Here is a 23,428-nt window from a genome sequence, read left to right on the forward strand (position 1 = left end):
CGGCACACCATGTGGATTGAGCGGTCTAACCCACCTGGTGGAGCCAGCGCACGGGCGCGCCCTCAGCAGCGTGGCGGAACGATTCCAGCTCCTCGTCCCAGGATTCCCCCAGCGCGAGGGAGAGCTCGTGGTAGACCGCCGCTGGATCTCCCGCCCCTGCCTCGTAGGCGTAGCGGATGCGATCCTCGGTGATCATGATGTTGCCGTGCACATCTGTCGTGGCGTGGAAGATTCCCAGCTCGGGGGTGTAGGACCAGCGTCCTCCATCGGCGCCGGCGCTCTGCTCCTCCGTGACCTCGAAGCGAAGGTGGGCCCAGCCGCGCAGCGCGGACGCAAGGCGCGAGCCCGAACCCTGCGATCCTGTCCAGGACAGCTCGGCGCGCAGCATCGCGGGAGCAGCCGGTTGCGCCGTCCACTCGAGATCTATGCGCTTGTCTAGCACCGAGCCGATGGCCCACTCCACATGAGGGCACAGGGCGGTAGGGGCTGAGTGCACGTACAACACGCCACGGGCCATCACACCAGACATTCCATCCTCCATAACTGTAGGTACGTCTTCCCCAACGACCCTCAGTGATGCGTGGAACAGGTGTGCTGACCGGCTATGCGCCGGCTGACCTACGCCGACTATCGCTCATTGTGCCCGAGAAGCATCGATTCCGCCAGCACGGACCACGCACGGGCGCGTGGGGGCCGGAAGGGCCGTTCCGGTGCGGGAATTCCTGCGCATTTCCTCAGGCTCTGGGATGGGCCTGTTCATAGCTGCTCCGGAGACGGTCCACGGACACGTGCGTGTACAGCTGCGTGGTCGCCAGACTCGAATGACCGAGAAGCTCCTGGACGGAGCGGAGATCTGCACCGCCGTCGAGCAGATGCGTCGCAGCGCTGTGCCGAAGGGCGTGCGGACCGCGTGCAGCGGTATCACCGAGTGCCTCCAGTGATTCACGGACCTGCAGCCGGACGGTCCGCTGGTCGATCCGCCCGCCCCGGGCGCCCAGGAAGAGCGCGGGGCCACTCTTCCCGGTCACCCGCGTCGCTCGTCCCCGTCGGAGCCAGTCGTCGATGGCGTGGGCGGCCGGCACACCGTAGGGGACGGTGCGCTCCTTCCCGCCCTTGCCCAGCACCACGAGCGTGCGGCGCTCCGGAGCGAGGTCGTCGATGTCGAGGCCCACGAGCTCACCGACGCGGATGCCTGTCCCGTAGAGCAGTTCGAGCATGGCCCGGCGTTGCAGCTCGCGCGGTTCTCCCCCCTGCGCGCGCTCGCCGAGCGTCTCGAAGAGGGCCGTGGCCTGCGGCTGGCTCAGGACCGTGGGCAGGTGGCCGGCGCGTTTCGGGGCTCGCAACCTCAGGGCCGGATTCGCGGGCACCAGGTCCTCGCGCACTGCCCAGTCCATGAAGGTCCGCACGGAGGCGGCCCGCCGCGCGATCGTGGAGCGTGAGAGCCCTGCGGCGTCCAGAGCTCCGAGCCAGGTTCGGAAGTGGCGCAGTTCCAGCTCTGCGAGACGCGAGGCTCCGGCGGAGGAGGCGTGCGTGAGGAACAGATCGATGTCCAGTCGGTAGGCCCGTCCGGTGTGGGCGGATCTGTTGCGTTCCCTCGTCAGGTACGCGGAGAAGCGGTCGAGAGCACCGGCGAACTCGTCGCCACCTGCTGCCCCGGCACCAGCCACGACGTCCTCCGATCCTGACGGAAGCCACTACGGGATGCGGCTGCCCGCCCCCAGCGTACCCAGGGTGGCCCGGACGGCGGATTCGAGGTCGAGCAGAGCGATCTTCGTCCCGGCACCGGACGCATAACCCGCGACGCCCCCGGTGCTGCTGACCACCCGGTGTCCTGGAACGAGGATCGACACGGGATTGGCCCTGACCGCTGCTCCGATCGCGCGTCCCATCGACGGGTTTCCCTGCCGGGAAGCGAGGTCGCGGTAGCTGCGGCGCTCCCCGTACGGGATCGTCAGCAGATCGGCCCAGACCCGCAGCTGGAACTCCGTACCGTACAGCTCGACGGGCAGATCGAACGCCTGGCGGGACCCTGCGAAGTACTCCGCCAGCTCCTCGGCCGCTCGCGTCAACAGGTCAGCTGTCACGGGTGGGACCGCCACCGGCACCCCTGGCGCACACCCTGGTGCTGATTCCTCCGCCGTCGGCCCCTGCACGCGCTGACCGAGCAATTCCGGACCGGGAGCCGGGTCGTGGATCGAGTGGTACAGGCCGACGATCGCCGCGGCGTCGGCCACGACCCGAAGACCGCCCACAGGAGTATCGATCTCATGATGCCACCGTCCGCCCCCGCTGATGGGGCCGCTGGTTCCGCTCATGGTGTCCTCCTGATCATCGGATGAATACGAAGCGTCAGCGCTGCCGACGCCGCCAGCCCTCGCCGGTGCGGCACGCGAGGCCGGCAAGTTCGAGGCGCGCCAGTCCGCCGATCACCTCGCGGACGGAGAGACCGGCAACGGAGGTGAGCTTGTCCACGGTCGTCGCCGCACGCACCGGGAGCCCATCGAGGACGAGCAGGTCCGGCACCGACAGACCGTCCTGGTCCCTCACGGGTTCGGCATTCTCCCTCGCCCTGTCCCCCAGCGGCTCCCCGCCCAGCGGGCCGGCGAGCTCCGCGACGTCGGCTGCGTCGGCCACGCACACGGCGGTTCCATCTCTCAGGAGGCGGTGGCATCCGGCCGAGTTGGCGGAGTACACCGATCCCGGGACGGCTCCGACGGGGCGACCGAGGGCCGCCGCGTGATGGGCGGTGTTCAGGGCGCCGGAGCGCCAGCGGGCCTCGACGATGACGGTGACCGCACTGAGCGCTGCGATCAGGCGGTTGCGCTGCAGGAAGCGCCACCGGGTGGGCGAGCTGCCGGGTGGGACCTCCGCGAGCAGCAGGCCCCGCTGGGCGATGGTGCGCAGCAACTCCTCGTTCCCTGCCGGATAGTACCTGTCGATCCCGCCGGCGAGGACGGCGATGGTCGGCGAGCCGTGATCGCTCGCCGAGGCGAGAGCAGCCCGGTGGGCCTGCGCATCGATACCGTAGGCGCCGCCCGAGACCACTCCGTAGCCCCGCGTCACGAGTCCGGCGGACAGCTCCGTCGTCACCGAGGACCCGTACGGGGTGCTGTCCCGGGAGCCGACCACCGACGCCAGACGGGCCTGCGGTGGTATTGCCTGGGTGCCCCGCACCCAGAGACAGATGGGGGTTCCGCCCTGGAGATCGTCGAGGGCCACGGGCCACTCGTCGGTCTCGGGTGTGACCAGGCGTCCGGCAAGGCGTCGCAGTGTCGCCAGGTCACGCTCGGGTGCTAGCTCGGGCACGCGTGGAGCCCAGCGCGCCAGGGAGTCCTGGAGCGGATCGCGTGGACCGTCCGCGCTGCCCAGCAGCTCCCGCAGGGAACGCCGGATCTCACCTCCCACCGCGAGCTCGCTCCGGGCGATCCGCAGGGCGTCAACGGGACCCACGGTTGCCACGAGACCCAGCCCTACGGTGTCGGAGGGTTCGAAGAGCCTCGAGAGCGCTGCCCTGGCCAGTGTGGCGCTGCTGTCGGTACCCATCAGGCAGCACGTTCCTGGAGGCGGAACCCGAGGGCGGTCACGACGTCGTCCGCGTCCGGCCGGGCGCGACCTGCCAGATCGGCGATGGTCCAGGCGACGCGGGTCACCCTGTCCCAGCCGCGGGCACTGACGAGGCCGAGCTCGAGGGCCCTGTCCAGTGCCGCTGTGACACCGCGCGGCAGGGCGAGCTCGCTGCGGAGGATCCGGCCCTGGATCTCGGAGTTCGTCACGACGTCCCACGGGCGGAGCCGCTCGCGCTGCGCCCCGCGCGCAGCGGCGACCCGCGCGGCGACCACGGCGGAGGACTCGGCCACCCGGGTGTCCGCGTAGTCCGCGAGACCCACCCGTCGCACGGCCAGTTGCAGATCCACGCGATCCAGCAGCGGACCGGACAGGCGGTTGAAGTACCGCCGACGCTGCTGGGCCGTGCACACGCAGTCGGTCCCCTTGCCGGTGGCGAGTCCGCACGGGCAGGGATTCAGTGCCAGGACGAGCTGGAACCGTGCGGGATAGGACGCGGTACCGGAGGCCCGATGCAACACGAGTCTCCCGCTCTCGAGTGGCTCACGCAGTGCCTCCAGCACCCGGCGCTCGTACTCCGGCGCCTCGTCGAGGAACAGGACACCCCGGTGGGCACGTGACGCCGCACCGGGACGCGGGATGCCGCTGCCTCCGCCGATGATGGAGGCCGGGGTAGCCGTGTGGTGCGGACTCTCGAAGGGCGGGGTGCGCTGCAGCTCCGTACAGTGCCGATCGCCGCTCAGGCTGTGGATGGCCGTCACCTCCATGGCGTGGGCGTCCTCGAGATCCGGGAGGATTCCCGGCAGACGCTCGGCGAGCATGGTCTTGCCCGCACCGGGAGGCCCGACCATCAGCAGGTGGTGGGCGCCTGCAGCGGCGACCTCCAGCGCGAAGCGGGCCTCCTGCTGGCCCGCGACGTCAGAGAGGTCCCTCGGCTGCGCGATCGACACGGTCTCCACCGACGGGTCCTGGTGGACCACGGGCTCGGGCAGCTTCACCTGCGCGGCGTCCGCCCCGAAAGCCAGGGCCACCTCCGCAAGCGTCCGGAAGGAGGTGACATCGGCAGCGGGGACGAGCGCCGCCTCCGCCTCGTTCTCCAGGGCGACGACGATGCGGTGATGGCCGGCCCCCACCGCGGCCATCACCGCCGGTAGTACTCCGCGAACAGGTCTCAACTGACCGTCCAGACCGAGTTCGGCGATGAAGACCGTGGTTCCGCACGCCCTGACATCACCCGCTGCAGCGAGTGCCGACATGACGATCGCCAGGTCGAAGGCCGATCCGCGCTTGGGGAGCGAGGCGGGGATGAGGTTGACGGTGATCTTCCGTCGGCTGAGCGGCACGCCCGCGTTCCGGGCCGCGGCCCGGATGCGGTCCTTCGCCTCGTTGAGGGAGGCGTCGGGCAGGCCGAGGAGAACGAAGGCCGGCAGGGTCTGCCCGATGTCCGCTTCCACCTCCACGACGTGACCGTTCATGCCCACCAGGCAGACGGCATAGGTCCGTCCGAGCGCCATCAGAGCACCGCCCGGACATGCTCGATCCGCGGGGACCCGGAGCCGTCGTCGAGCACGCCCACCGCATCGATCCGGAAACCGCTGAACCGCTGCTCGTGCGACCGCGCCCACTTCGAGGCCAGCAGATACAGCCTCGCGAGCTTGCCCGCGCTGATCGCCTCCAGCGGCTGCCCGAAATCGTCCGAGGTCCGCGTCTTGACCTCGACGATCACGAGAGTGGAGCCCTCTACCGCGACGAGGTCGATCTCACCCGCCGGACACCGCCAATTGCGGTCCACGATGCGCAGACCCGCGCGTTCGAGGAACGCAGCGGCCGTCTCCTCGCCACGGCGTCCCAGCCGATCCTTCGCCAACATGGTCATCACCTCCTCCCCCAGCCTCGGGCAGAGGGAGGAAGGACCGCAGCGGAGCAGCTGCTATGTGGACAAGGCCGCGATCACACCGGAGCAGTCGCTCAGTTGCCCAGTGTGCCGTCCTTCGCCAGGGTGATGTCGTCGGACTTCGTCAGCTCCTCGACATTGACGTCCTTGAACGTGATGACCCGGACGTTCTTGACGAAGCGCGCGGACCGGTACACGTCCCAGACCCAGGCGTCCTGCAGTGTCAGGTCGAAGTAGACCTCCCCGTCCGCCGAGCGGGCCTGCAGATCAACGTTGTTCGCCAGGTAGAACCGGCGCTCCGTCTCCACGACGTAACTGAAGAGGCCCACGACGTCGCGGTACTCGCGATAGAGCTGCAACTCCATGTCCGTTTCGTAGTTCTCGAGATCCTCGGCACTCATTCGGTCATCATCCTCTTTCCAGAATTGGTCCGGCAGGCCTGTCGCGGCTCCCCAGACGCCAGGTCCTCCGGTGATACTCATTGGGTCCGGCGGCATCGATGGCTGCACGGTGCCCCGCGGTGGCGTACCCCTTGTTGACGTCCCACCCGAAGGACGGATGGTTCGCGGCGAGCGAGACCATCAGCCCGTCGCGCTCCACCTTCGCGAGCACGCTCGCTGCGGCCACGCTCAGGCAGGTCAGATCGGCCTTGACCAGGGTATGCACGGGAGCCATGAAGTCCTCCGCGTCGCGTCCGACGGCACAGTCGCCGCCGGTCCCCGCTGGGCCCGAGGGACGTGGTGAGAGCCAGTCGTGGTTCCCGTCGAGCACGACGACGTCGGGCGAGACGCTCGCCCGGACCGTAGCCATTGCCCGGCTTCCGGCACTCTGCAGGGCGCTCATGAGACCGAGGGCATCGATCTCGGCGGCGGATGCGTGCCCCACCCCGGAGGCGACGCACCAGCGTCGGATCAGTGGTACCAGCGTCTCACGCTCCGCGGCAGTCAGCAGCTTGCTGTCGCGGACCCCGCGCAACCCGCGCACCGCCTCGAGATCCAGCACGACGATGCCGACCGACACCGGGCCGGCCAGTGCTCCCCTGCCCACTTCGTCGCACCCGGCGACGAATCGGTGGCCCTGCGCCGAGAACGCCTTCTCCAGCCGGAGCGTGGGCGCGGCGGACCGCGTGCGGCGCAGCGCCGTCACGATCCCGCGGCGTCCGGCACGCCGTCGAACACGTCGGGGTGATTACCGAGGAAGCCGATGCGATTCAGCGGCCACGCGATGACGGCGGCCCTGCCCTCGATGTCGTCGATGTCCACGAAACCCTCTCCGGGCTTGTCCTGGTTGGCGCGCGAGTCCGCCGAGGCGTTCCGGTGATCACCCATGACCCAGACGCTGCCCTCGGGGACGACGACATCGAAGGGTAGATCCGAGGGGTTGGCCCCGGGGAACAGATAGGGCTCGTCGAGCGGTTCGCCGTTGACGGTGATGCGGCCCTCGGCGTCGCAGCAGGTCACGGCGTCCCCGGGCAACCCGATGACCCTCTTCACGAGGTGCTGCTGGGACTGGTCCGGTGCGAGGCCGATGAAGATCAGGGCTTCCTTCAGCCAGCTGAGCTGGAGCTCCTCCTGGGGAGGCAGCCATCCGGCCGCGTCCTGGAAGACGACGATGTCCCCGCGCTGGAGGTCGAAAGGCTGGGGCACGAGCTGATTGACGAAGATGCGGTCATCGATCTCGAGGGTCTCCTCCATCGATCCCGAGGGGATGAAGAAGGCCCGGAAGAGGAAGGTCTTGATGAGGAAGGAAAGAACCAGGGCGATCACGACGATGGTCGCAATCTCCTTCAGCCAGGCACCGGGGCCACGCTCCGGGGCTTTCTCGGGTTTACGCCGGGAAGCCCGCGAGCCGCTTTCGACGGACCCCTCGGCGTCACCGGCCGGGTCGACGCCGTGCGCTTCGGAGGCGTCGTCCCCCGAGCTCGACTTCCTGCGGAAGCTCCGTGCCATGTACTGATCCCTCTGTGGTCGTGGTGGTGCCCGGCGTCAGATCCGCCGGGCGGATGGTACCGGCGCGGAGGCCTGTCCCGGAGCTGAACGGTCAGTCGTCCGGTCGCCCGATCGGCGCGAACCGGTCAAGTGGCCAGACTAGCTGAAAGGCCCGCCCGATGATCCGATCCTCCGCGATGAGCCCACCACCCGGAGCGCCGAGCAACGAGCGCGAATCCTGCGACGCCGAGCGATGGTCCCCGAGGAGCCAGATCCGCCCCTCGGGAACGACGACGTCGAACTCCCCGTCGCTCGCGTTGTCACCCGGGTAGAGGTAGGGCTCGTCCAGGACGTCACCGTTGACCAGCAGGTGCCCGTCCTCGGAGCAGCACTCCACGTGGTCCCCCCCGAGGCCGATCACGCGCTTGATGTAGACCGTGTGGCTACCGCTGACCCCGAGCCACTGACCGGCCCCGGCGAGCAGCTGCTCGGGCAGGGACCGCTGGTCGGTGATGGGGTCGAACGAACCCCTGCCGTCGAAGACGACCACGTCCCCGCGCTGCAGCTGGGCCGCCGTATCCACCAGTTTGTCGACCAGGACGCGGTCCCCCTCGGTGAGGAGGGGCTCCATGGAGCCGGAGGGAATGAAGTAGACGTCCACCAGGAGGGAGCGCACGAGCCCTGTGAGGAGAGCCGCCACAACGACGGCGGAGAGCACGAAACGCCAGCCCACGGATCGGGACCGGCGTTTCGGGTGCTTTCCGGTGGTGGACCGGTCGGCGGGGTTTTCGTGCACCAGCTGAAGCTACTTGAGCGTCTTGGGGTCGCGCTTCTCCTTGATCTTCGCGGCCTTGCCGCGGAGATCACGCATGTAGTACAGCTTGGCGCGCCGCACGTCACCGCGGGAGACGACCTCGATGCGATCGAGGACCGGGCTGTGGACGGGGAAGGTCCGCTCCACGCCGACGCCGAAGCTCACCTTGCGAACCGTGAAGGTCTCGCGGATGCCGTCGCCCTGGCGACCCAGGACGAAGCCCTTGAAGATCTGAACACGGGTGTTCTTGCCTTCGATGATGTTGACGTGCACGTTGACGGTGTCGCCCGCGCGGAAGTCAGGGATGTTGTCGCGGAAGGCTCCGGCATCAACGGAATCGAGAATATGCATATTCGTGCTCCTGATGAACGCCACAGGTCATTCATGTGGGTCACGGCGGGCGCGGGTGGACCCTGGGGTCCGGCGCTGTCGCCGATGAAGGAAGATCCGGGCGACCCGACGATTCGGGACCCGGTGTGGGACTGTCGACCGGGGCCCCCTGTGGCAGGACCCGGCCCAGTGGACACAGCTGTTGATTATTCCACAGCGGTCGGGGCATTCACTAATGCGCCGGACGCGGGCGGTGACCACCGTGTACCGCAGCCGCGTTCTCGCTGATCGCGGTCCGCTCGGCCGATGTCAGGGTCGCGGGATCGAGGAGCGCGAGCAGGTCGGGCCGCCGCTCGGCGGTGCGCCGGAACTGTTCGAGGCGCCGCCATTGCGCGATCCTCGCGTGGTCGCCGCTCAGGAGTACCTCCGGGACGTCCCGGTCGCGCCAGGAGGACGGTTTGGTGTAGACCGGGTACTCGAGGAGGCCGTCGGAGTGGGACTCCTCGACGAGGGATTCCGGATTGCCCACCACACCGGGGATGAGCCGGCCCACGGCCTCGACCATGGCGAGGACAGCGACCTCCCCGCCGTTGAGCACGTAGTCGCCGAGCGAGACCGCCCGGACGTCGAACTGCTCCCGCGCCCAGTCGATGGCGCGCTCGTCGATGCCCTCGTACCTGCCGCAGGCGAAGACGAGATGATCCAGCTCCGCCAGGTCATGAGCCATCGCCTGGGTGAACACGGCGCCGGCCGGCGAGGGCACGATGAGCGTGGGGCGAGGATCAGGAGCAGCAGCGAGCACGGCTCCCAGAGCCTGCGCCCATGGCTCCGGCTTCATGACCATTCCCGCCCCACCGCCGTACGGGGTGTCGTCGACCGTCCGGTGACGGTCGGTCGTCGCCTCGCGCAGGTCGTGGATCCTGATGTCGAGCAGACCCTGCCGCCGCGCCTTGCCGATGAGGGAGAGATCGAGTGCGGCGAGGTACTCCGGGAAAATGGAGACGACGTCGATACGCACTAGCCGCGCGCCTCGCCCGCTTCGGAGCCCGCGGCGTCGACCCCCGCCGCGTCGTCGCCGTCGTCGGGAGCCTGGTTCGAGCCGGGGGTATTGAGCTCGAACAGACCCTCGGGCGGGACGATCTCGATGAACCCCTGTTCCGTGTTCACCTCGGGCACGATGCTGCCGACGAACGGGATGAAGGCCTCGTGTCCATCGGCGAGCTCGACGACGAGGAGGTCCTGTACCGCCATGGTCCGCAGCGCGGTCACCTTCCCGATCGAGGCTCCGTCCACCCGGGCGTCGAGGCCGACGAGTTCGTGCTCGTACCAGGCGTCCTCGTCGTCGTCCTGTACCCCTGCGGTGTCGATGAACAGTTGAGCTCCGCGGAGGGTCTCGGCCTGGTTCCGGTCGGCGATCTGCTCGAAGCCGACGATCAGGATGTCCTTGTTCCAGCGGGCCTTCGCCACGGTCAGCTCCGTCGCGGCGGCTCCTTCGACACGGAAGGTCTCACCGGCGTCGAAGCGGTCCTCGGGTGCGTCGGTGAAGAGTTGGACGGTCACCTCGCCCTTGATGCCGTGCGGCTTTCCGATCCTGGCGACGAGTACGTCCATGGTGGTGCTCCTGCTGGGGTCGAGGGGTTCTGCATGAAAATCGGCCCCACCGCCAGGTCCTGGTGGTGGGGCCGATCAAGGCTTTCGAGCTCCGGGGGTCAGCCTCGGCGGCGGTCCGTGTCGACAACGTCCACGCGGACGGGTTCCCCGTCCGCGAGGGCTGCGATCACGGTGCGGAGCGCACGGGCGGTGCGGCCCTGACGGCCGATCACCCGACCCAGGTCCTCCTGGTGCACCCTTACCTCGAGCGTCTCTCCCCGGCGGTCGTTCTTCGAGGAGACCCGGACATCGTCAGGGTTGTCCACGATGCCGCGGACGAGGTGCCCCAGAGCTTCGGCCAGCAAGTTACTCTGCCTCGGCGGCTTCCGCAGCGGCGTCGTCGCTCTTCTTCGCCTTCGGGGTGATGGCCTCGGGCACGATCACGGATCCCTTGTCGGGGGCGACGAACGATTCCTTGGACGCCTTGGTCCTCAGGGTGCCTTCCTGGCCCTTGAGTCCCTTGAACTTCTGCCAGTCACCGGTGATCTTCAGCAGGACGGACACCTGCTCGGTGGGCTGTGCGCCGACGCCGAGCCAGTACTGGGCCCGGTCCGAGTTGATCTCGATGAACGAGGGCTCCTCGGTGGGGTTGTACTTGCCGATCTCTTCGAGGGCACGGCCATCACGCTTGGAGCGCGCATCCATGACGACGACACGGTAGAACGGTGCACGGATCTTGCCCATGCGCTTGAGGCGAATCTTTACGGCCACTGGTGTGGTCACTCCTTGTAAATGAAAAGGGGCGAACCCGTCATCCTGCTCCCGTGGGGCGGGCCATTCATGAGGGTTCTTCAGGACACGACGCACGTGCAGAGAGAGGGCTGCACGGATCGGGTACGGATTCATTGTGCCAGACGGTGCCGCGTTAGGCGACTCCGCCCAGCACCACGCGCCCGTCAGTGCCCGAGCGACCTACTTCCCGAGGAACTTCTCGAAGCCCTTGGGGAGATTCATCGCCGATGCATCGAGGTCCTGCTGGCCCCCGAACGCGGCTCCGGTGGGCGCGGCACTGCGGGCTGCCTCACGTCGCACCTCGGCCTCCCTGGCCTCCTGCGCAGCCTTGGCGGGATTGCCTGAGCGCGGCTTCTTCTTCCCCTTGGCGGCGACGGCCTTGCTCTTGCGGGCTCCCCCGAACCCACCGGGCCCCGCCATGCCCGGCATCCCCGGGACACCACCTCCGGAGGCCATTTTCTTCATCATCTTCTGTGCCTGCGCGAATCGCTCGAGCAGGCCGTTGACCTCGGAGACGTGGACGCCCGAACCGCGGGCGATCCTCGCACGCCGTGAGCCGTTGAGGATTTTCGGGGCCACACGCTCGTGCGGGGTCATGGAGCGCACGATCGCCTCGACGCGGTCTATCTCGCGCTCGTCGAAGTTCTCGAGAGCCTCCCTCATGTTGGCCGCACCGGGCATCATCATGAGCATCTTCTTCATGGACCCCATGTTGCGGATCTGCTGCATCTGGGCAAGGAAGTCGTCGAGGGTGAAGTCCTCCTGGTCGGCGAACTTCTTCGCCATCCGGGCTGCCTCGTCCTTGTCCCAGGACTTCTCCGCCTGCTCGATCAGGGTGAGGATGTCGCCCATGTCGAGAATACGCGAGGCCATCCGGTCGGGGTGGAAGAGCTCGAAGTCCTTGAGCCCCTCACCCGTGGAGGCGAACATGACGGGCTTGCCGGTCACCGATGCGACCGAGAGGGCCGCGCCGCCACGGGCATCGCCGTCGAGCTTGGTGAGTACGACGCCGGTGAAGTCGACACCCTCGCTGAAGGCGAGAGCGGTGGTGACGGCATCCTGGCCGATCATGGCATCGATGACGAAGAGGACCTCGTCGGGATCGATCGCCGCGCGGATGTCGGCGGCCTGCTGCATCAGCTCGGCGTCCACGCCGAGGCGTCCGGCGGTGTCCACGATGACGACGTCGTGCAGGCGGGTCCGCGCCTCGGCGACACCCTGGCGGGCGACGGCGACGGGATCGCCCGTGGCGGACTCGAATTCCGAGCTCACACCGGGGTGCGGAGCGAAGACCGGCACCCCGGCACGCTCGCCGTTGACCTGGAGCTGGCGGACGGCATTGGGTCGCTGCAGGTCACAGGCCACGAGCAACGGGCTGTGCCCCTGGCCCTTGAGCCAGGTGGCGAGCTTGCCCGCGAGGGTGGTCTTACCCGCTCCCTGCAGGCCGGCCAGCATGATGACGGTGGGCGGATTCTTGGCGAGACGTATGCGCCGCGTCTCGCCGCCGAGGATACCGACGAGCTCCTCGTTGACGATCTTGACGATCTGCTGGCCCGGGTTCAGCGCCTGCGACACCTCAAGACCCAGCGCCCGTTCCTTGACCGAGGCCGTGAAGGCGCGGACCACGGAGACGGCGACGTCGGCGTCGAGCAGGGCGCGACGGATCTCGCGGACCGTGGCGTCGATGTCGGCTTCGCTCAGGCGGCCCTTGCCCCGGAGGTTCTTGAAGGTCGCGGTCAGGCGGTCGGAGAGTGAGTTGAACACGTGCCGTGGACTTCTTTCATCGGGAGAAGATGGGGACTTCAGCTCCCTAGCGTATCAACAGGGCCTGTACCGGACGACGGCGTCTCCGCTGCCGGGATTCCTCCGTCAGCCCTGCGGCAACACGGGACACGCCCGGCTTTCCGTGGCAGGGTGAAGGAGTGGACACTCACTCACTCGCAGAACACGATTCCATCCCGGCCGACGCAGATACCCGCGTGAGAACACTGCTGATCCTGGGGGCCTCCGGTGATCTGACGGGCCGTCTCCTGCTCCCGGGGCTGGCACGGCTGATCCGCCTCGGACGTGCCGACGGCCTCAAGCTGGTAGGCGCCGGATCGGACGACTGGAGCGACGAGCAGTGGCGGACGCGCATTGACGGCTCCTTCGCCACCGCCATGGAGAAAGCGGACGACGCCGGGCGGGCGTCGCTGCAGCAGGTGCGGGACGACAGCTCCTACCACCTGCTCGATGTCACCCACCCGGGTCTGGCCGATCTCGTTGCCACCCTCGACGGCCCGGTGGCCATCTACTTCGCACTTCCCCCGTCGGTCAGCCAGAAGGCTTGCAGCGCGCTCGGGTCCGAGTCGCTGCCTCCCGGAACCAGACTCGTCATGGAGAAGCCCTTCGGCACCGATCAGGCTTCCGCCCACTTGCTCAACGAGAAGCTCGCGAAGGTGGTCCCGGAGCAGAACATCCACCGCGTGGACCACTTCCTCGGGAAGGCCACGGTCTTCAACATTCTGGGGCTGCGCTTCGCCAATCGCATCCTGGAGCCGGTCTGGAGCAATCTGCACGTCGAGAAGGTCGAGGTCTACTTCGACGAGGCGCTAGCGCTCGAAAACAGGGCACGCTACTACGACGGCGCCGGCGCCCTGCGGGACATGATCCAGAGCCACTTGCTGCAGGTGATGGCACTCCTGGCCCTCGAGGCACCGTCGAGCCTGCACGAACGTGACCTGCGTGATCACATCGGCTCCGTCCTGCGTGCGAGCTCCGTGGACCTGGACGCCCCCGGTAGCAGTCGGCGCGCACGCTACACGGCAGGGAGGATAGGCGACCGGCAGGTCACGGACTATACGGCGGAGCCCGGGGTCGACGTCGAGAAGGGCACAGAGACACTCGCCGAGGTCACCGTCTCCATCAACAACGCACGCTGGGCAGGTGTGCCGTTCATCCTCCGCTCGGGCAAGGCGCTCGGGGTCACGCGCAAGGAAGCGGTGATCACCTTCAAGCCCGTCAGTCATCTGCCCACCGGCTTCAAGGGTGAGGATGCCCCGACGAAACTCCGCATCGGCTTCGGGCCCGACACGCTGCAGCTCGAGATCGACGTGAACGGGCCCGGGGACATCTTCTCGCTGGACCGCACCACCCTGAGCACCGACCTCAACGACACGGATCTGCTCCCCTACGGCGAAGTGCTCGAGGGCGTCCTCGCCGGGGATCCGACACTTTCGGTCCGCGGGGACACCGCGGAGGACTGCTGGCGCATCGTGGAGCCGGTCCTCAAGGCGTGGGAGGAGGGCCGGGTGCCGCTCGAGGAGTACACCGCCGGATCGGCCGGACCCGATTCTTGGCCCTCCTCGCACGGAGGCTGAGCAGCACCCCCTGCACCGGGGTCAGGAGCGGACGCCCTCCGTGACGGCTTCGTCGCCCGTAGCCCGTGCGGTCGGCGAGGGCGCCGCCTGCTGGTCGGACGACTCTACGACGGAGGAGTGGAAGGGCCCGTAGACCCGACCGCCGAACTCGTAGGCCGTCTCCGCGTGCTCGGAGAGATCGACGCCGGACACCTCGTCGTCCGGGGTGATGCGGAAGCCGATGGTCCGGTGGATGGACAGGCCGATGATCGCCGTCATGACCGCCGAGAGAGTGATCGCGACGGCTGCGGCAACGAGCTGTGCCACGAACTGACCGGAACCGGCGCCGTAGAGGAGTCCACCGCCGGAGCCCTCGGTGGGCAGCATGATGAAGCCGAGCGAGAGCGTGCCGATGATGCCTGCTACCAGGTGGACGGCGACGACGTCGAGCGAGTCGTCGAATCCGAGCCGGTACTTGAGGCCGACGGCGAGGGCGCAGGCGGCTCCCGCGACGAGGCCGAGGCCCAGGGCTCCGACAGGACTGACGTCGGCACAGGCCGGCGTGATGGCCACGAGCCCGGCCACGATGCCGGACGCGGCGCCGAGCGAGGTGGGGCGCCCGTCCCGGATCCGCTCGGTCACGAGCCAGCCGACCATCGCGGCTGCAGGAGCGGCCATCGTGTTGATCCAGATCAGGCCCGCCTCCTCGGCGCTGCCTGCTGCCCCACCATTGAAACCGAACCACCCGAACCACAGCAGGGCCGCACCCAGCATGACGAACGGCATGTTGTGGGGCCGATGGGCCGGATCCACTCCGAAACCCTGTCGCTTGCCGAGAATCAGGGCGAGGACGAGAGCAGCAACCCCGGCACTGATGTGGACCACAGTTCCTCCGGCGAAGTCGACCGCTTCTCCGAACATACGTCCCACGAGGCCGTCGGCACCGAGAAGGCCCCCTCCCCAGACCATGAACGCCAGCGGGCAGTACACGGCCGTGACCCACAGGGGCACGAAGAGGGACCATGCGCCGAATTTCGCCCTGTCCGCTATTGCCCCGCTGATCAGGGCGACCGCGATGATGGCGAATGTTGCACCGTATCCTGCACCGATGAGGTCCTCGGTGTTGATCAGACCACTCATCCCGAAGGACATGAACGGATTGCCGAAGACCTGGGCCACTCCCTCACCCGCGGTCATCGAGTAGCCCCAGAGCACCCAGACGATCCCGACGAGGCCGACGGCGACGAAGCTCATCATCATCATGTTCAGGGCGGCCTTGGCGCGCGTCATGCCGCCGTAGAAGAAGGCCAGGCCGGGCGTCATCAGCAGTACGAGGGCAGCTGAGGTCATCACCCAGACGTGGCTCGGTGTCAGATCCATCACGGACGATCCTTCCGGAAGAGGCGGGTACTTCCCGCACCTCAAGAATCGGACGCCCGTGTTTCGGTCGCTCGGGCGTCGTATTGCGAGCAGGTTAAGCGGCTCACGAGCGGAAGCCGTGAGAAGGCATTGCACGAGCGTCGAGCCGCGAGTAACGTACAACTTTATGGTTGTAGATGCGCTGACCGACGGGGACGTGAACCGCATCTTCCGCGCGCTGGCCGATGCCACCCGGCGCGACATCGTGCGCAGGACCTTGCTGACCGACATGTCGGTCTCGTCACTGGCCCACGCGTACGACATGTCGTTCGCCGCGGTCCAGAAGCACGTCGCGGTGCTGGAGGAGGCGAGGCTCGTGACCAAGGAACCCCGCGGACGTGAGCGGATGGTGCGGGGAGTGCCAGAGCGCCTCCGCCAGGCCAAGCGCCTCCTCGACGACTTCGACCAGATCTGGCGTGCGCGGATCGACCGCCTCGACGCCCTCCTGAGCGAGCCCCTACCCCCCGAGAAAGGCTGATCATGCCCGTCATCACCACCGAGAAGAACCTCGACCTGCTGACCCTGACGATCGTCGCCGAGTTCGCGGCGCCGCTGCGCCGCCTGTGGGACGCCTATACCGATCCCCGGCAGATCGAACGGTTCTGGGGACCGCCCACGTACCCCGCGGCGTTCCTCCGCCACGACGCCTTCCCGGGCGGCCGCAGCGTCTACCGGATGACCGGCCCCGAGGGCGACGAGCACTACGGGTGCTGGGAATGGCTCTCCGTGGATGCTCCCGACGCCTTCGAGGTGACCGATGCCTTCGCGGACGCGAACGGGGAGCCGAACCAGGAGCTGCCGAGCATGCACATGTCCTTCGCCTTCGAGGCGATCGAGGGAGGATCGCGCCTCGTCTCCACGACGCGCTTCGAAGCCCTCGACCAGCTCGAGCAGCTGATCGGGATGGGAATGCTCGAGGGAACCCGCGAGGCGATGTCGCAGATCGACACCGTACTGGCCGATCTGGCGGCCTTCGCCACGGACCACGTGGCCGAGGCACAGCTCATCGGCGACACCCAGGTGCGCGTGGCCCGCGTCGTCCGAGGTGCCGTGGAGCGCGTCTGGCGCGCCCACACCGATGCCGACCTCGTGAAGCGGTGGCTGCTCGGACCCGACGGCTGGACGATGCCCGTGTGCGAGATCGCGGCGCACGTCGGCGACACCTACCGCTACGAGTGGGAGAACGCTGCCGACGGCGAGCGCTTCGGCTTCACGGGTGAACTGGTGGAGTCCGCGGAGCCGTACCGTTCGGTCACCACCGAGTCGATGATCGGCACGGACCACCCGGCAACGCTGAACGAGCTGACGCTGACGCCGGTCCAGGGCGGCACGCTCCTGTCCCTGGTCATCACCTACGCGGATGCCGAACAGCGCGATGCCGTCCTGGCGTCGGGTATGACGGCCGGTATGGAGATGAGCTATGCGAGGCTCGAGGAACTCCTGGAGTCAACCGACGCCTGACGGGCGGATACTGGTCAGTTCAGCAGTGCGTCGACGAATCCATCGGCGTCGAACGGCGCAAGATCGTCGGCACCCTCGCCGAGTCCGATCAGTTTGACCGGCACGCCGAGGCTGCGCTGGATGGCCACGACGATCCCGCCCTTCGCGGTGCCGTCCAGCTTCGTGAGAACGATGCCGGTGATATTGACCACCTCGGCGAAGACCTTCGCCTGGGTGAGGCCGTTCTGACCGGTCGTCGCGTCCAGCACCAGCAGCACCTCGTCCACGGCGCCGTGCTTCTCGACCACGCGCTTGACCTTGCCGAGCTCGTCCATCAGGCCCACCTTGTTCTGCAGGCGACCGGCGGTGTCGATGAGGACGACGTCGACCTCCTGCTCGATACCCGCTTTCACAGCATCGAAGGCCACCGACGCCGGATCCGCGCCGTCGACGTCGGACCTCACGGTCGGGACACCGACCCGTGCCCCCCACGTGGCGAGCTGCTCGGCGGCCGCGGCACGGAAGGTGTCGGCCGCTCCGAGGAGCACATCCTTGTCGTCCGCCACCAGCACGCGGGCCAGCTTGCCGACGGTGGTGGTCTTGCCCACGCCGTTCACACCCACCACCATGACCACAGCCGGGCGGTCCGCATGGCGCTGGGTCGCGAGCGACCGGTCCATCGTGGGATCGACCAGCTTGACGAGTTCCTCGTGGAGCATGCTCCTGACCTCGGCGGGGTCGCGGCTGCCGGCCACCTTCACGCGCTCACGCAACGCGTCGACCAGCTCCAGGGTGGGCTCGGTGCCCAGATCCGCGAGCAGGAGGGTTTCCTCCACCTCGTCCCACACATCCTCGTCGATCCGGTCCCGGGAGAGCAGGGCGAGCAGGCCCTTGCCTAGGGCGTTGTTGGAGCGGATCAGGCGCGCGCGCAGCCGGGCGAGCCGGCCCTGCACGGGGTCCACGGTATCGAGGCCCGGTGCGGGCGGTGCCTCGTCCAGGCTGCTGAGATCGTCGGGGACGAGGACGTCCGTGGTCGTGCCGTCGGGCCGGTCGAGCACCTCCGTGGAGGTGGCTCCGTGCACACCGGCACCACCCTGATCATCCGCATCCCGCGGGGACGGGTAGATCCCCGGCGGTGTCCGGCGACCACGGACGAGCACCACGATCAGCGAGCCGATCACGGCGATCGCGAGGATGACGAAGACGACGGGCAGCAGTAGTTCATTCACCGATCAACCTTCTCACAACGCCTCCCACGCCCGGCAGCCACAGGGCCTGCGGCCGAGGACCGCCCGGCAGTGGCAGAATGCGAGGACCATGTCCGGTTTCCCTCGCGCGCACAGACACCCCTCCTCCGACGACCCTTCGGGACGGAAGCGGCCTCCGACGGACGACGCCGGGGAGAAGCAGGTCATCCCGCGCGAGATCAAGGTCCTGATCGCCGCGGCGTTCGTGATCGCGATCGGCTTCGGACTCGTCGCACCCATCCTCCCGGCCTTCGCCCAGAGCTTCGACGTCGGGGTGACGGCGGCATCGGTGATCGTGAGCGCCTTCGCCCTGACCCGCCTGCTCTTCGCGCCGGCGGGAGGATGGCTGATAGAGCGGATGGGCGAGCGACCCGTCTACATCATCGGCCTGCTCATCGTGGCGGTCTCGACCGCCGCCTGCGCCTTCGCCGCCAGCTACTGGCAACTGCTGATCTTCCGCGGACTGGGCGGCATCGGGTCGACCATGTTCACGGTGTCGGCCATGGGTCTGATCGTCCGGCTCGCTCCCCCGAGCATCCGCGGACGGGTCTCCGGTGCCTACGCCACGGCATTCCTCCTCGGCAACATCGGAGGTCCCGTTCTCGGAGGCCTGCTCGCCGGCTTCGGGCTCCGCGTGCCCTTCCTGGTCTACGCCGTCGCCCTGCTCATCGCCTCCGCCGTGGTGTTCTTCCAGCTCAAGGACACCTCGCTCGCCGATCGCCGGGCGGCCCGCAAACAGGCACCGCTGGCGGTCAAGGTGGCGCTCCGTGACTCCGCCTACCGGGCGGCCCTCGTCTCCAGTTTCGCCAACGGCTGGTCCTCCTTCGGTATCCGCATAGCCCTGGTCCCCCTGTTCGCCTCGGCCGTGCTGGGTGCCGGCCCGGAGATCGCCGGGCTCTCCCTGGCCTTCTTCGCTGCCGGTACCGCACTGGCGCTGACCTTCTCCGGCCGACTCACCGATACCGCCGGCAGGAAACCCCTCGTGATCACCGGGCTGATCATCAACGGCGCGGCGATGGTGGCGCTCGGATTCTCCGGGAATGTCGTCATCTTCCTCGCCATCTGCGTGGTGGGCGGGATCGGGACCGGACTGCTGAACCCTGCCCAGCAGGCGGCGGTCGCCGATGTCATCGGTCACGAACGAAGCGGTGGCAAGGTGCTGGCCACGTTCCAGATGAGCTCCGATCTCGGTGCCATCTTCGGCCCCATCGTCGCGGGTGTCATCATCGACCGGTTGTTCGTGGGCTCCTACGATCTGGCCTTCGTCGCCACCGGAGCCCTCGCCCTGGTCGCTGCCGCCGTCTGGCTGGGCGCACGGGAAACCCTGGTCCGCAATCGCGGGGCAGGCACCGCGGGCGAGGACACGGAAGGAACGTCGGAGCAGCAGGGCTGAGGTCCTGGATCCCGCGCGGGCCAGCTCAGTCTTCCGGCGACACCGCCAGGCGCTGACTGATGACGGTGGATACGCCGTCGCCGCGCATCGTCACCCCGTACAGGGCATGGGCTATCTCCATGGTCCGCTTCTGGTGGGTGATGACGATGAGCTGGCTGCTCCGGCTGAGGTCCTGGAAGATCGCGAGGAGCCGGGTCAGATTCGTGTCGTCGAGTGCCGCCTCGACCTCGTCCATGACGTAGAAGGGCGAGGGCCGTGCACGGAAGATGGCGACCAGCAGGGCAACCGCCGTCAGCGATCGCTCTCCGCCCGACAGGAGCGAGAGTCGCTTGATCTTCTTGCCCGCGGGCCGCGCCTCCACCTCGATGCCCGAGGACAACAGATCCGTGGGATCGGTGAGCACGAGGCGCCCCGCGCCTCCGGGGAAGAGCCTCGCGAAGACCTGCTCGAACTGCTCGGCCGTGTCCCGGTAGGCCGCGGTGAAGACCTGTTCCACCCGCTCGTCGACCTCCCGGATGATCTCGAGGAGGTCCTTGCGGCTGGCCCTGAGGTCGGCGAGCTGCGTGCTGAGGAACTGGTGGCGCTCCTCAAGGGCCCCGAACTCCTCGAGGGCCAGCGGATTGACCCTGCCGAGCGCGGCGAGGTCCTTCTCCGCACGCCGCAGGCGTTTCTCCTGCTCGGACCGGACGAAGGGCAGCCCCTCCGGCACGGGCTTCCCGTCGTCGTCGACCGCCACCCGCAGCTCCGCCCAGCGATCCTGCGTGCCGGAGTGGTCCGGCACCGGGAGGTGGGGGCCGAACTCGTCGACGAGATGATCCGGGGTCAGGCCGAGGTCGTCGATCGCCCGCTTCTCCAGCGCCTCGATCCGTGCTCCCTGCTCGGCCCGGGCCAGCTCGTCCCGGTGCGCCGCAGCGGTGAGATGTGCCAGCTCCTCGCCGAGCTCCGCGGTCCGTCGCCGAACCTCCTGCCACAGTGCATCCTGCTCGTGCCGCCGCTGCTCGGCGGTGTCCCGCCGGTCGGCTGCCGCCGTGATCGATCGAATGGCGAACTCCTCCGCACGCCGCGCACCGTCCGCCACGGCCGCGGCCGTACGGGCCCTGGCCCTGCGTCCGTGCTCCCTCCGTGCCGCCTGCTCGCGCGCCCGCCGTTCGGCAAGGGCTGCGTGCGCCAGCGACGCCGCCCTGGCGCCCAGGGCCGACAACTGCTCCTCGCTGCTGCGCAGGGCCAGTCGGGCATCGAGCTCACTCTGCCGGGCGTCCACCGCGACACGGCGCAGGTCCGCCTGCCGTGCGGTCGAAGGTTCTGCCTCGACGGGCTGGTCCTCGTGCTCCTCGAGGCCCTGCAGGGCCCCGGCCAATGTCGCCTCCTCGCGGTCGCGGCGTTCGCCTGCTTCGTCCAGGAGACGTTCCAGGCGCACCCTCTCCCCGGAGGCCGAGCGCAGGGTGGCGCTGAGGTGGCCGAGCTGCTCCGTCACGGCGGCCATCCGTGCGTCCGACTCATGGAGGCGGGCGAGAGCGGCATCGACCCGCCGGCGCGCTGCGTGGTCCCTGCTCCGCACGCCGGCCAGTCGCATCCGCAGTCCCTCAGCCGCGGTCTCGGCCTGCGCCAGCCGCTCCTCGGTGCGGGCGGCGGCTGCCCTCAGCTCGAGGTGGCCCGCTGCTCCGCTGGATCCACCACGCGCGGTGTGCCGGGAGAGGAGGTCGCCCTCCCGGGTCACCGCCGCACGCACCCGGTCGTCCTCCACGGCGGCGGCAGCCTGCTCGATCCCCTCCACGATGACGATGCCGTCCAGCATGCTCCCGAGCGCGGCCCGCAACGCCGGCGGCGCGGACACGACACTCAGCAGCGGCACGGCCCGCTCGAGCGCGCCCTCCGCCACCGCCTCCCCTGTCCCGTCCGTGGTCCGTGGATTCTCCTGCCGCAGTGCACCGGTCCCGCCCGGAACGACGACGAGCGAGATCCGGCCCGCGTCGTCGTGCTTGATCAGGCGCAGTGCCTCCAGCGCTGCCTCGACGCTGTCCACGGTCACGGCGTCGGCGAACTCCGCGAGTGCGACGGCGACTGCCCGTTCGAACCCGTGCCTGATCTCCAGCAGGTACGAGAGGGGCTGGAGGACGCCGCGCAGGTCGGCGCCGAGGAGTGTGCCTGCTGCGTCGCGCTGGTGCAGGCCCTCACGCTGCGCGTCGAGCCGGGCCGAGAGGGCTCCGCGTTCCCGATCGGTGCGGCGTTCCTCGTCCGTGAGGGCCTCGAGTTCCGCCGCGACCGACCGGTGTACGGCCGCGGCTTCCTCGTACGCGGCGTCGAGCCCCTCCTCCCCGGACTCGGCGTCCCTGATCTGGTCCTGCAGCGTCGAGAACGCCTGCTCGGCGGTTCGTCGCTCCTCCTCCGCTACTGCGATGGAGACCCGGAGCCGTCCGGTCTCGGCGATCGCCGCATCGGCCCTGGAGCGGGCAGCCCCGACCGCCCCGGAGAGTTTCGCGTGCGCCTCGCGGCGCGCGGAGGCCACCTGGAGGGCATGGACGAGCCGTGTGTCCTCCGCGGTTGCCGCCTCCTCCGCGGCACGGCGCCGCACCAGTGCCCGCTCGAGTTCGCCGCCCCGGGCGGAGACCTCGTCCTGCAGGACGCCGACCTCCTCCCGGACCTGCCCTGCGTCCCGGTCGAGTCGATCGGGGTCGGCGCCCGGTTCCATCGGCGCGCCGTCCTGTTCGAGCAGGTGCGCGCGGTCCTCCGCCCGGGCGGCGAGCGCGGAGAGCTTCTGCCGCGCCTCCGACAGGGCGTACCAGGAGTCCCTCGCCCGATCGAGCGCCGGCACCGCCGCAGTGGCCGCCTGCTCGATGGCGCCCTGGCGTTCCTGCTCCGCGAGGAGCAGTCCCTCCACCTCGGTGCGACGTGCCCTGCCGGCATCGGCCAGGGCGACGGTATGAGCGAGGACATCGCGCAGACCCACCAGGTCGTCGGCGAGGAGGCGTGCACGGGCGTCGCGGAAGGTCGACTGCACCTGCTGGGCACGCCGGGCCACCTCGGCCTGCCTGCCCAGGGGTGTCAGCTGCCGGCGGAGCTCGGTCGTCAGATCCGCGAGTCGCGCAAGATTGGCTTCCATGGCCTCGAGCTTCCGCACGGTCTTCTCCCGACGCCGCCGGTGCTTCAGGACACCCGCAGCTTCCTCGATGAAGCCGCGGCGCTCCTCCGGCGTGGCATGGAGGATCCGGTCGAGCTGGCCCTGCCCCACGATCACGTGCATCTCCCTGCCCAGGCCGGAGTCCGACAGGAGCTCCTGGACGTCGAGCAGGCGGCAGGTCCGGCCGTTGATCGCGTACTCGGAACTGCCCGTACGGAAGAGGGTCCGCGAGATGGTGACCTCGGTGTACTCGATGGGCAGGGCGCCGTCGGTGTTGTCGATGGTGAGCTCCACCTGCGCACGCCCCAGGGGCGCACGGCCGGAGGTGCCCGCGAAGATCACGTCCTCCATGCTGCCCCCGCGGAGGGTCTTGGCACCCTGCTCCCCCATGACCCACGCGAGCGCGTCCACCACGTTCGACTTGCCGGAGCCGTTGGGGCCGACGACGGCGGTGATGCCGGGCTCGAAGTCGAAGCTGGTCGCTGATGCGAATGACTTGAACCCCCGCACGGTTAGACTCTTCAGATGCACGGTGTCAGGATCTCCAGGTGGGGTAGGACC

The 23,428-nt window shown here is 68.8% G+C and carries 23 protein-coding genes; 4 read left to right on the plus strand and 19 right to left on the minus strand.

Annotated elements, in window-relative coordinates; all coding sequences use genetic code 11:
• Positions 1–25: 25 nt before the first annotated feature.
• The 16 genes from FQ377_RS05940 to ffh form a co-directional block, all read right to left on the minus strand.
• Positions 26–529 (minus strand): DUF3145 domain-containing protein, encoded by a 504-nt coding sequence (locus FQ377_RS05940; protein WP_148600319.1) that lies wholly within the window; start codon positions 527–529, stop codon positions 26–28.
• A gap of 205 nt (positions 530–734) precedes the next feature.
• The gene (locus tag FQ377_RS05945) at positions 735–1,667 is read right to left on the minus strand and encodes a tyrosine recombinase XerC (protein WP_148600320.1); all 933 of its coding nucleotides are present in this window, start codon (positions 1,665–1,667) and stop codon (positions 735–737) included.
• A 27-nt stretch (positions 1,668–1,694) separates the two neighbouring features.
• Positions 1,695–2,315, minus strand: coding sequence for a methylated-DNA--[protein]-cysteine S-methyltransferase (locus FQ377_RS05950; protein ID WP_148600321.1), 621 nt, complete (start codon positions 2,313–2,315; stop codon positions 1,695–1,697).
• Positions 2,316–2,349: 34 nt separating this feature from the next.
• Entirely contained in the window at positions 2,350–3,543 is a 1,194-nt protein-coding gene (gene dprA, locus FQ377_RS05955) for a DNA-processing protein DprA (RefSeq protein WP_148600322.1), read from the minus strand.
• Entirely contained in the window at positions 3,543–5,078 is a 1,536-nt protein-coding gene (locus FQ377_RS05960; RefSeq protein ID WP_148600323.1) for a YifB family Mg chelatase-like AAA ATPase, read from the minus strand. The genes dprA and FQ377_RS05960 overlap by 1 nt, the downstream gene beginning before the upstream one ends.
• Positions 5,078–5,443, minus strand: a complete 366-nt coding sequence (locus FQ377_RS05965) for a YraN family protein (RefSeq protein ID WP_187393267.1) — start codon at positions 5,441–5,443, stop codon at positions 5,078–5,080. Before FQ377_RS05965 ends, FQ377_RS05960 begins: the two co-directional genes overlap by 1 nt.
• Before the next feature lie 89 nt (positions 5,444–5,532).
• Entirely contained in the window at positions 5,533–5,859 is a 327-nt protein-coding gene (locus tag FQ377_RS05970; protein ID WP_148600324.1) for a DUF2469 domain-containing protein, read from the minus strand.
• A gap of 7 nt (positions 5,860–5,866) precedes the next feature.
• The gene (locus tag FQ377_RS05975) at positions 5,867–6,604 is read right to left on the minus strand and encodes a ribonuclease HII (RefSeq protein WP_395858469.1); all 738 of its coding nucleotides are present in this window, start codon (positions 6,602–6,604) and stop codon (positions 5,867–5,869) included.
• On the minus strand, positions 6,601–7,407 hold the full coding sequence (gene lepB, locus FQ377_RS05980) for a signal peptidase I (RefSeq protein ID WP_148600325.1): 807 nt from the start codon (positions 7,405–7,407) through the stop codon (positions 6,601–6,603). The genes FQ377_RS05975 and lepB (FQ377_RS05980) overlap by 4 nt, the downstream gene beginning before the upstream one ends.
• Positions 7,408–7,498: 91 nt before the next feature.
• On the minus strand, positions 7,499–8,182 hold the full coding sequence (gene lepB, locus FQ377_RS05985) for a signal peptidase I (RefSeq protein ID WP_262364304.1): 684 nt from the start codon (positions 8,180–8,182) through the stop codon (positions 7,499–7,501).
• Positions 8,183–8,191: 9 nt separating this feature from the next.
• Positions 8,192–8,551 (minus strand): 50S ribosomal protein L19, encoded by a 360-nt coding sequence (rplS, locus tag FQ377_RS05990; RefSeq protein ID WP_148600326.1) that lies wholly within the window; start codon positions 8,549–8,551, stop codon positions 8,192–8,194.
• A gap of 211 nt (positions 8,552–8,762) precedes the next feature.
• Positions 8,763–9,548, minus strand: a complete 786-nt coding sequence (gene trmD, locus FQ377_RS05995; protein WP_148600327.1) for a tRNA (guanosine(37)-N1)-methyltransferase TrmD — start codon at positions 9,546–9,548, stop codon at positions 8,763–8,765.
• A complete protein-coding gene (rimM, locus tag FQ377_RS06000) occupies positions 9,548–10,141 on the minus strand; it encodes a ribosome maturation factor RimM (RefSeq protein ID WP_148600328.1) in 594 nt (197 codons plus the stop codon). The genes trmD and rimM overlap by 1 nt, the downstream gene beginning before the upstream one ends.
• Before the next feature lie 98 nt (positions 10,142–10,239).
• Entirely contained in the window at positions 10,240–10,485 is a 246-nt protein-coding gene (locus FQ377_RS06005) for an RNA-binding protein (protein WP_148600329.1), read from the minus strand.
• A gap of 1 nt (position 10,486) precedes the next feature.
• Positions 10,487–10,891, minus strand: a complete 405-nt coding sequence (gene rpsP, locus FQ377_RS06010; protein ID WP_148600330.1) for a 30S ribosomal protein S16 — start codon at positions 10,889–10,891, stop codon at positions 10,487–10,489.
• Positions 10,892–11,092: 201 nt separating this feature from the next.
• On the minus strand, positions 11,093–12,676 hold the full coding sequence (ffh, locus tag FQ377_RS06015) for a signal recognition particle protein (protein ID WP_148600331.1): 1,584 nt from the start codon (positions 12,674–12,676) through the stop codon (positions 11,093–11,095).
• Between the two features lie 158 nt (positions 12,677–12,834).
• On the opposite strand from ffh, the gene FQ377_RS06020 reads away from it, so the two are divergent.
• The gene (locus FQ377_RS06020; RefSeq protein ID WP_262364305.1) at positions 12,835–14,271 is read left to right on the plus strand and encodes a glucose-6-phosphate dehydrogenase; all 1,437 of its coding nucleotides are present in this window, start codon (positions 12,835–12,837) and stop codon (positions 14,269–14,271) included.
• Between the two features lie 21 nt (positions 14,272–14,292).
• Here the strand turns inward: FQ377_RS06020 and FQ377_RS06025 are convergent, their stop codons facing one another.
• Positions 14,293–15,630 (minus strand): ammonium transporter, encoded by a 1,338-nt coding sequence (locus tag FQ377_RS06025; RefSeq protein ID WP_148600332.1) that lies wholly within the window; start codon positions 15,628–15,630, stop codon positions 14,293–14,295.
• Between the two features lie 166 nt (positions 15,631–15,796).
• Between FQ377_RS06025 and FQ377_RS06030 the strand changes: the two genes are divergently transcribed.
• Complete coding sequence (locus tag FQ377_RS06030) at positions 15,797–16,147, plus strand: ArsR/SmtB family transcription factor (protein WP_148600333.1); 351 nt, start codon at positions 15,797–15,799, stop codon at positions 16,145–16,147.
• 2 nt (positions 16,148–16,149) lie between these two features.
• Complete coding sequence (locus FQ377_RS06035) at positions 16,150–17,130, plus strand: SRPBCC family protein (protein ID WP_148600334.1); 981 nt, start codon at positions 16,150–16,152, stop codon at positions 17,128–17,130.
• A 14-nt stretch (positions 17,131–17,144) separates the two neighbouring features.
• Here FQ377_RS06035 and ftsY read toward each other — a convergent pair whose 3' ends face one another.
• Complete coding sequence (gene ftsY / locus FQ377_RS06040; protein WP_148600335.1) at positions 17,145–18,338, minus strand: signal recognition particle-docking protein FtsY; 1,194 nt, start codon at positions 18,336–18,338, stop codon at positions 17,145–17,147.
• Between the two features lie 88 nt (positions 18,339–18,426).
• Between ftsY and FQ377_RS06045 the strand changes: the two genes are divergently transcribed.
• Complete coding sequence (locus FQ377_RS06045) at positions 18,427–19,749, plus strand: MFS transporter (protein WP_148600336.1); 1,323 nt, start codon at positions 18,427–18,429, stop codon at positions 19,747–19,749.
• Positions 19,750–19,774: 25 nt separating this feature from the next.
• Here FQ377_RS06045 and smc read toward each other — a convergent pair whose 3' ends face one another.
• The gene (gene smc / locus FQ377_RS06050) at positions 19,775–23,398 is read right to left on the minus strand and encodes a chromosome segregation protein SMC (RefSeq protein WP_148600337.1); all 3,624 of its coding nucleotides are present in this window, start codon (positions 23,396–23,398) and stop codon (positions 19,775–19,777) included.
• Positions 23,399–23,428 lie beyond the last annotated feature (30 nt).

This window comes from Arthrobacter echini, from assembly GCF_008107445.1.
Taxonomy (GTDB): Bacteria; Actinomycetota; Actinomycetes; order Actinomycetales; family Micrococcaceae; genus Arthrobacter_D; species Arthrobacter_D echini_A.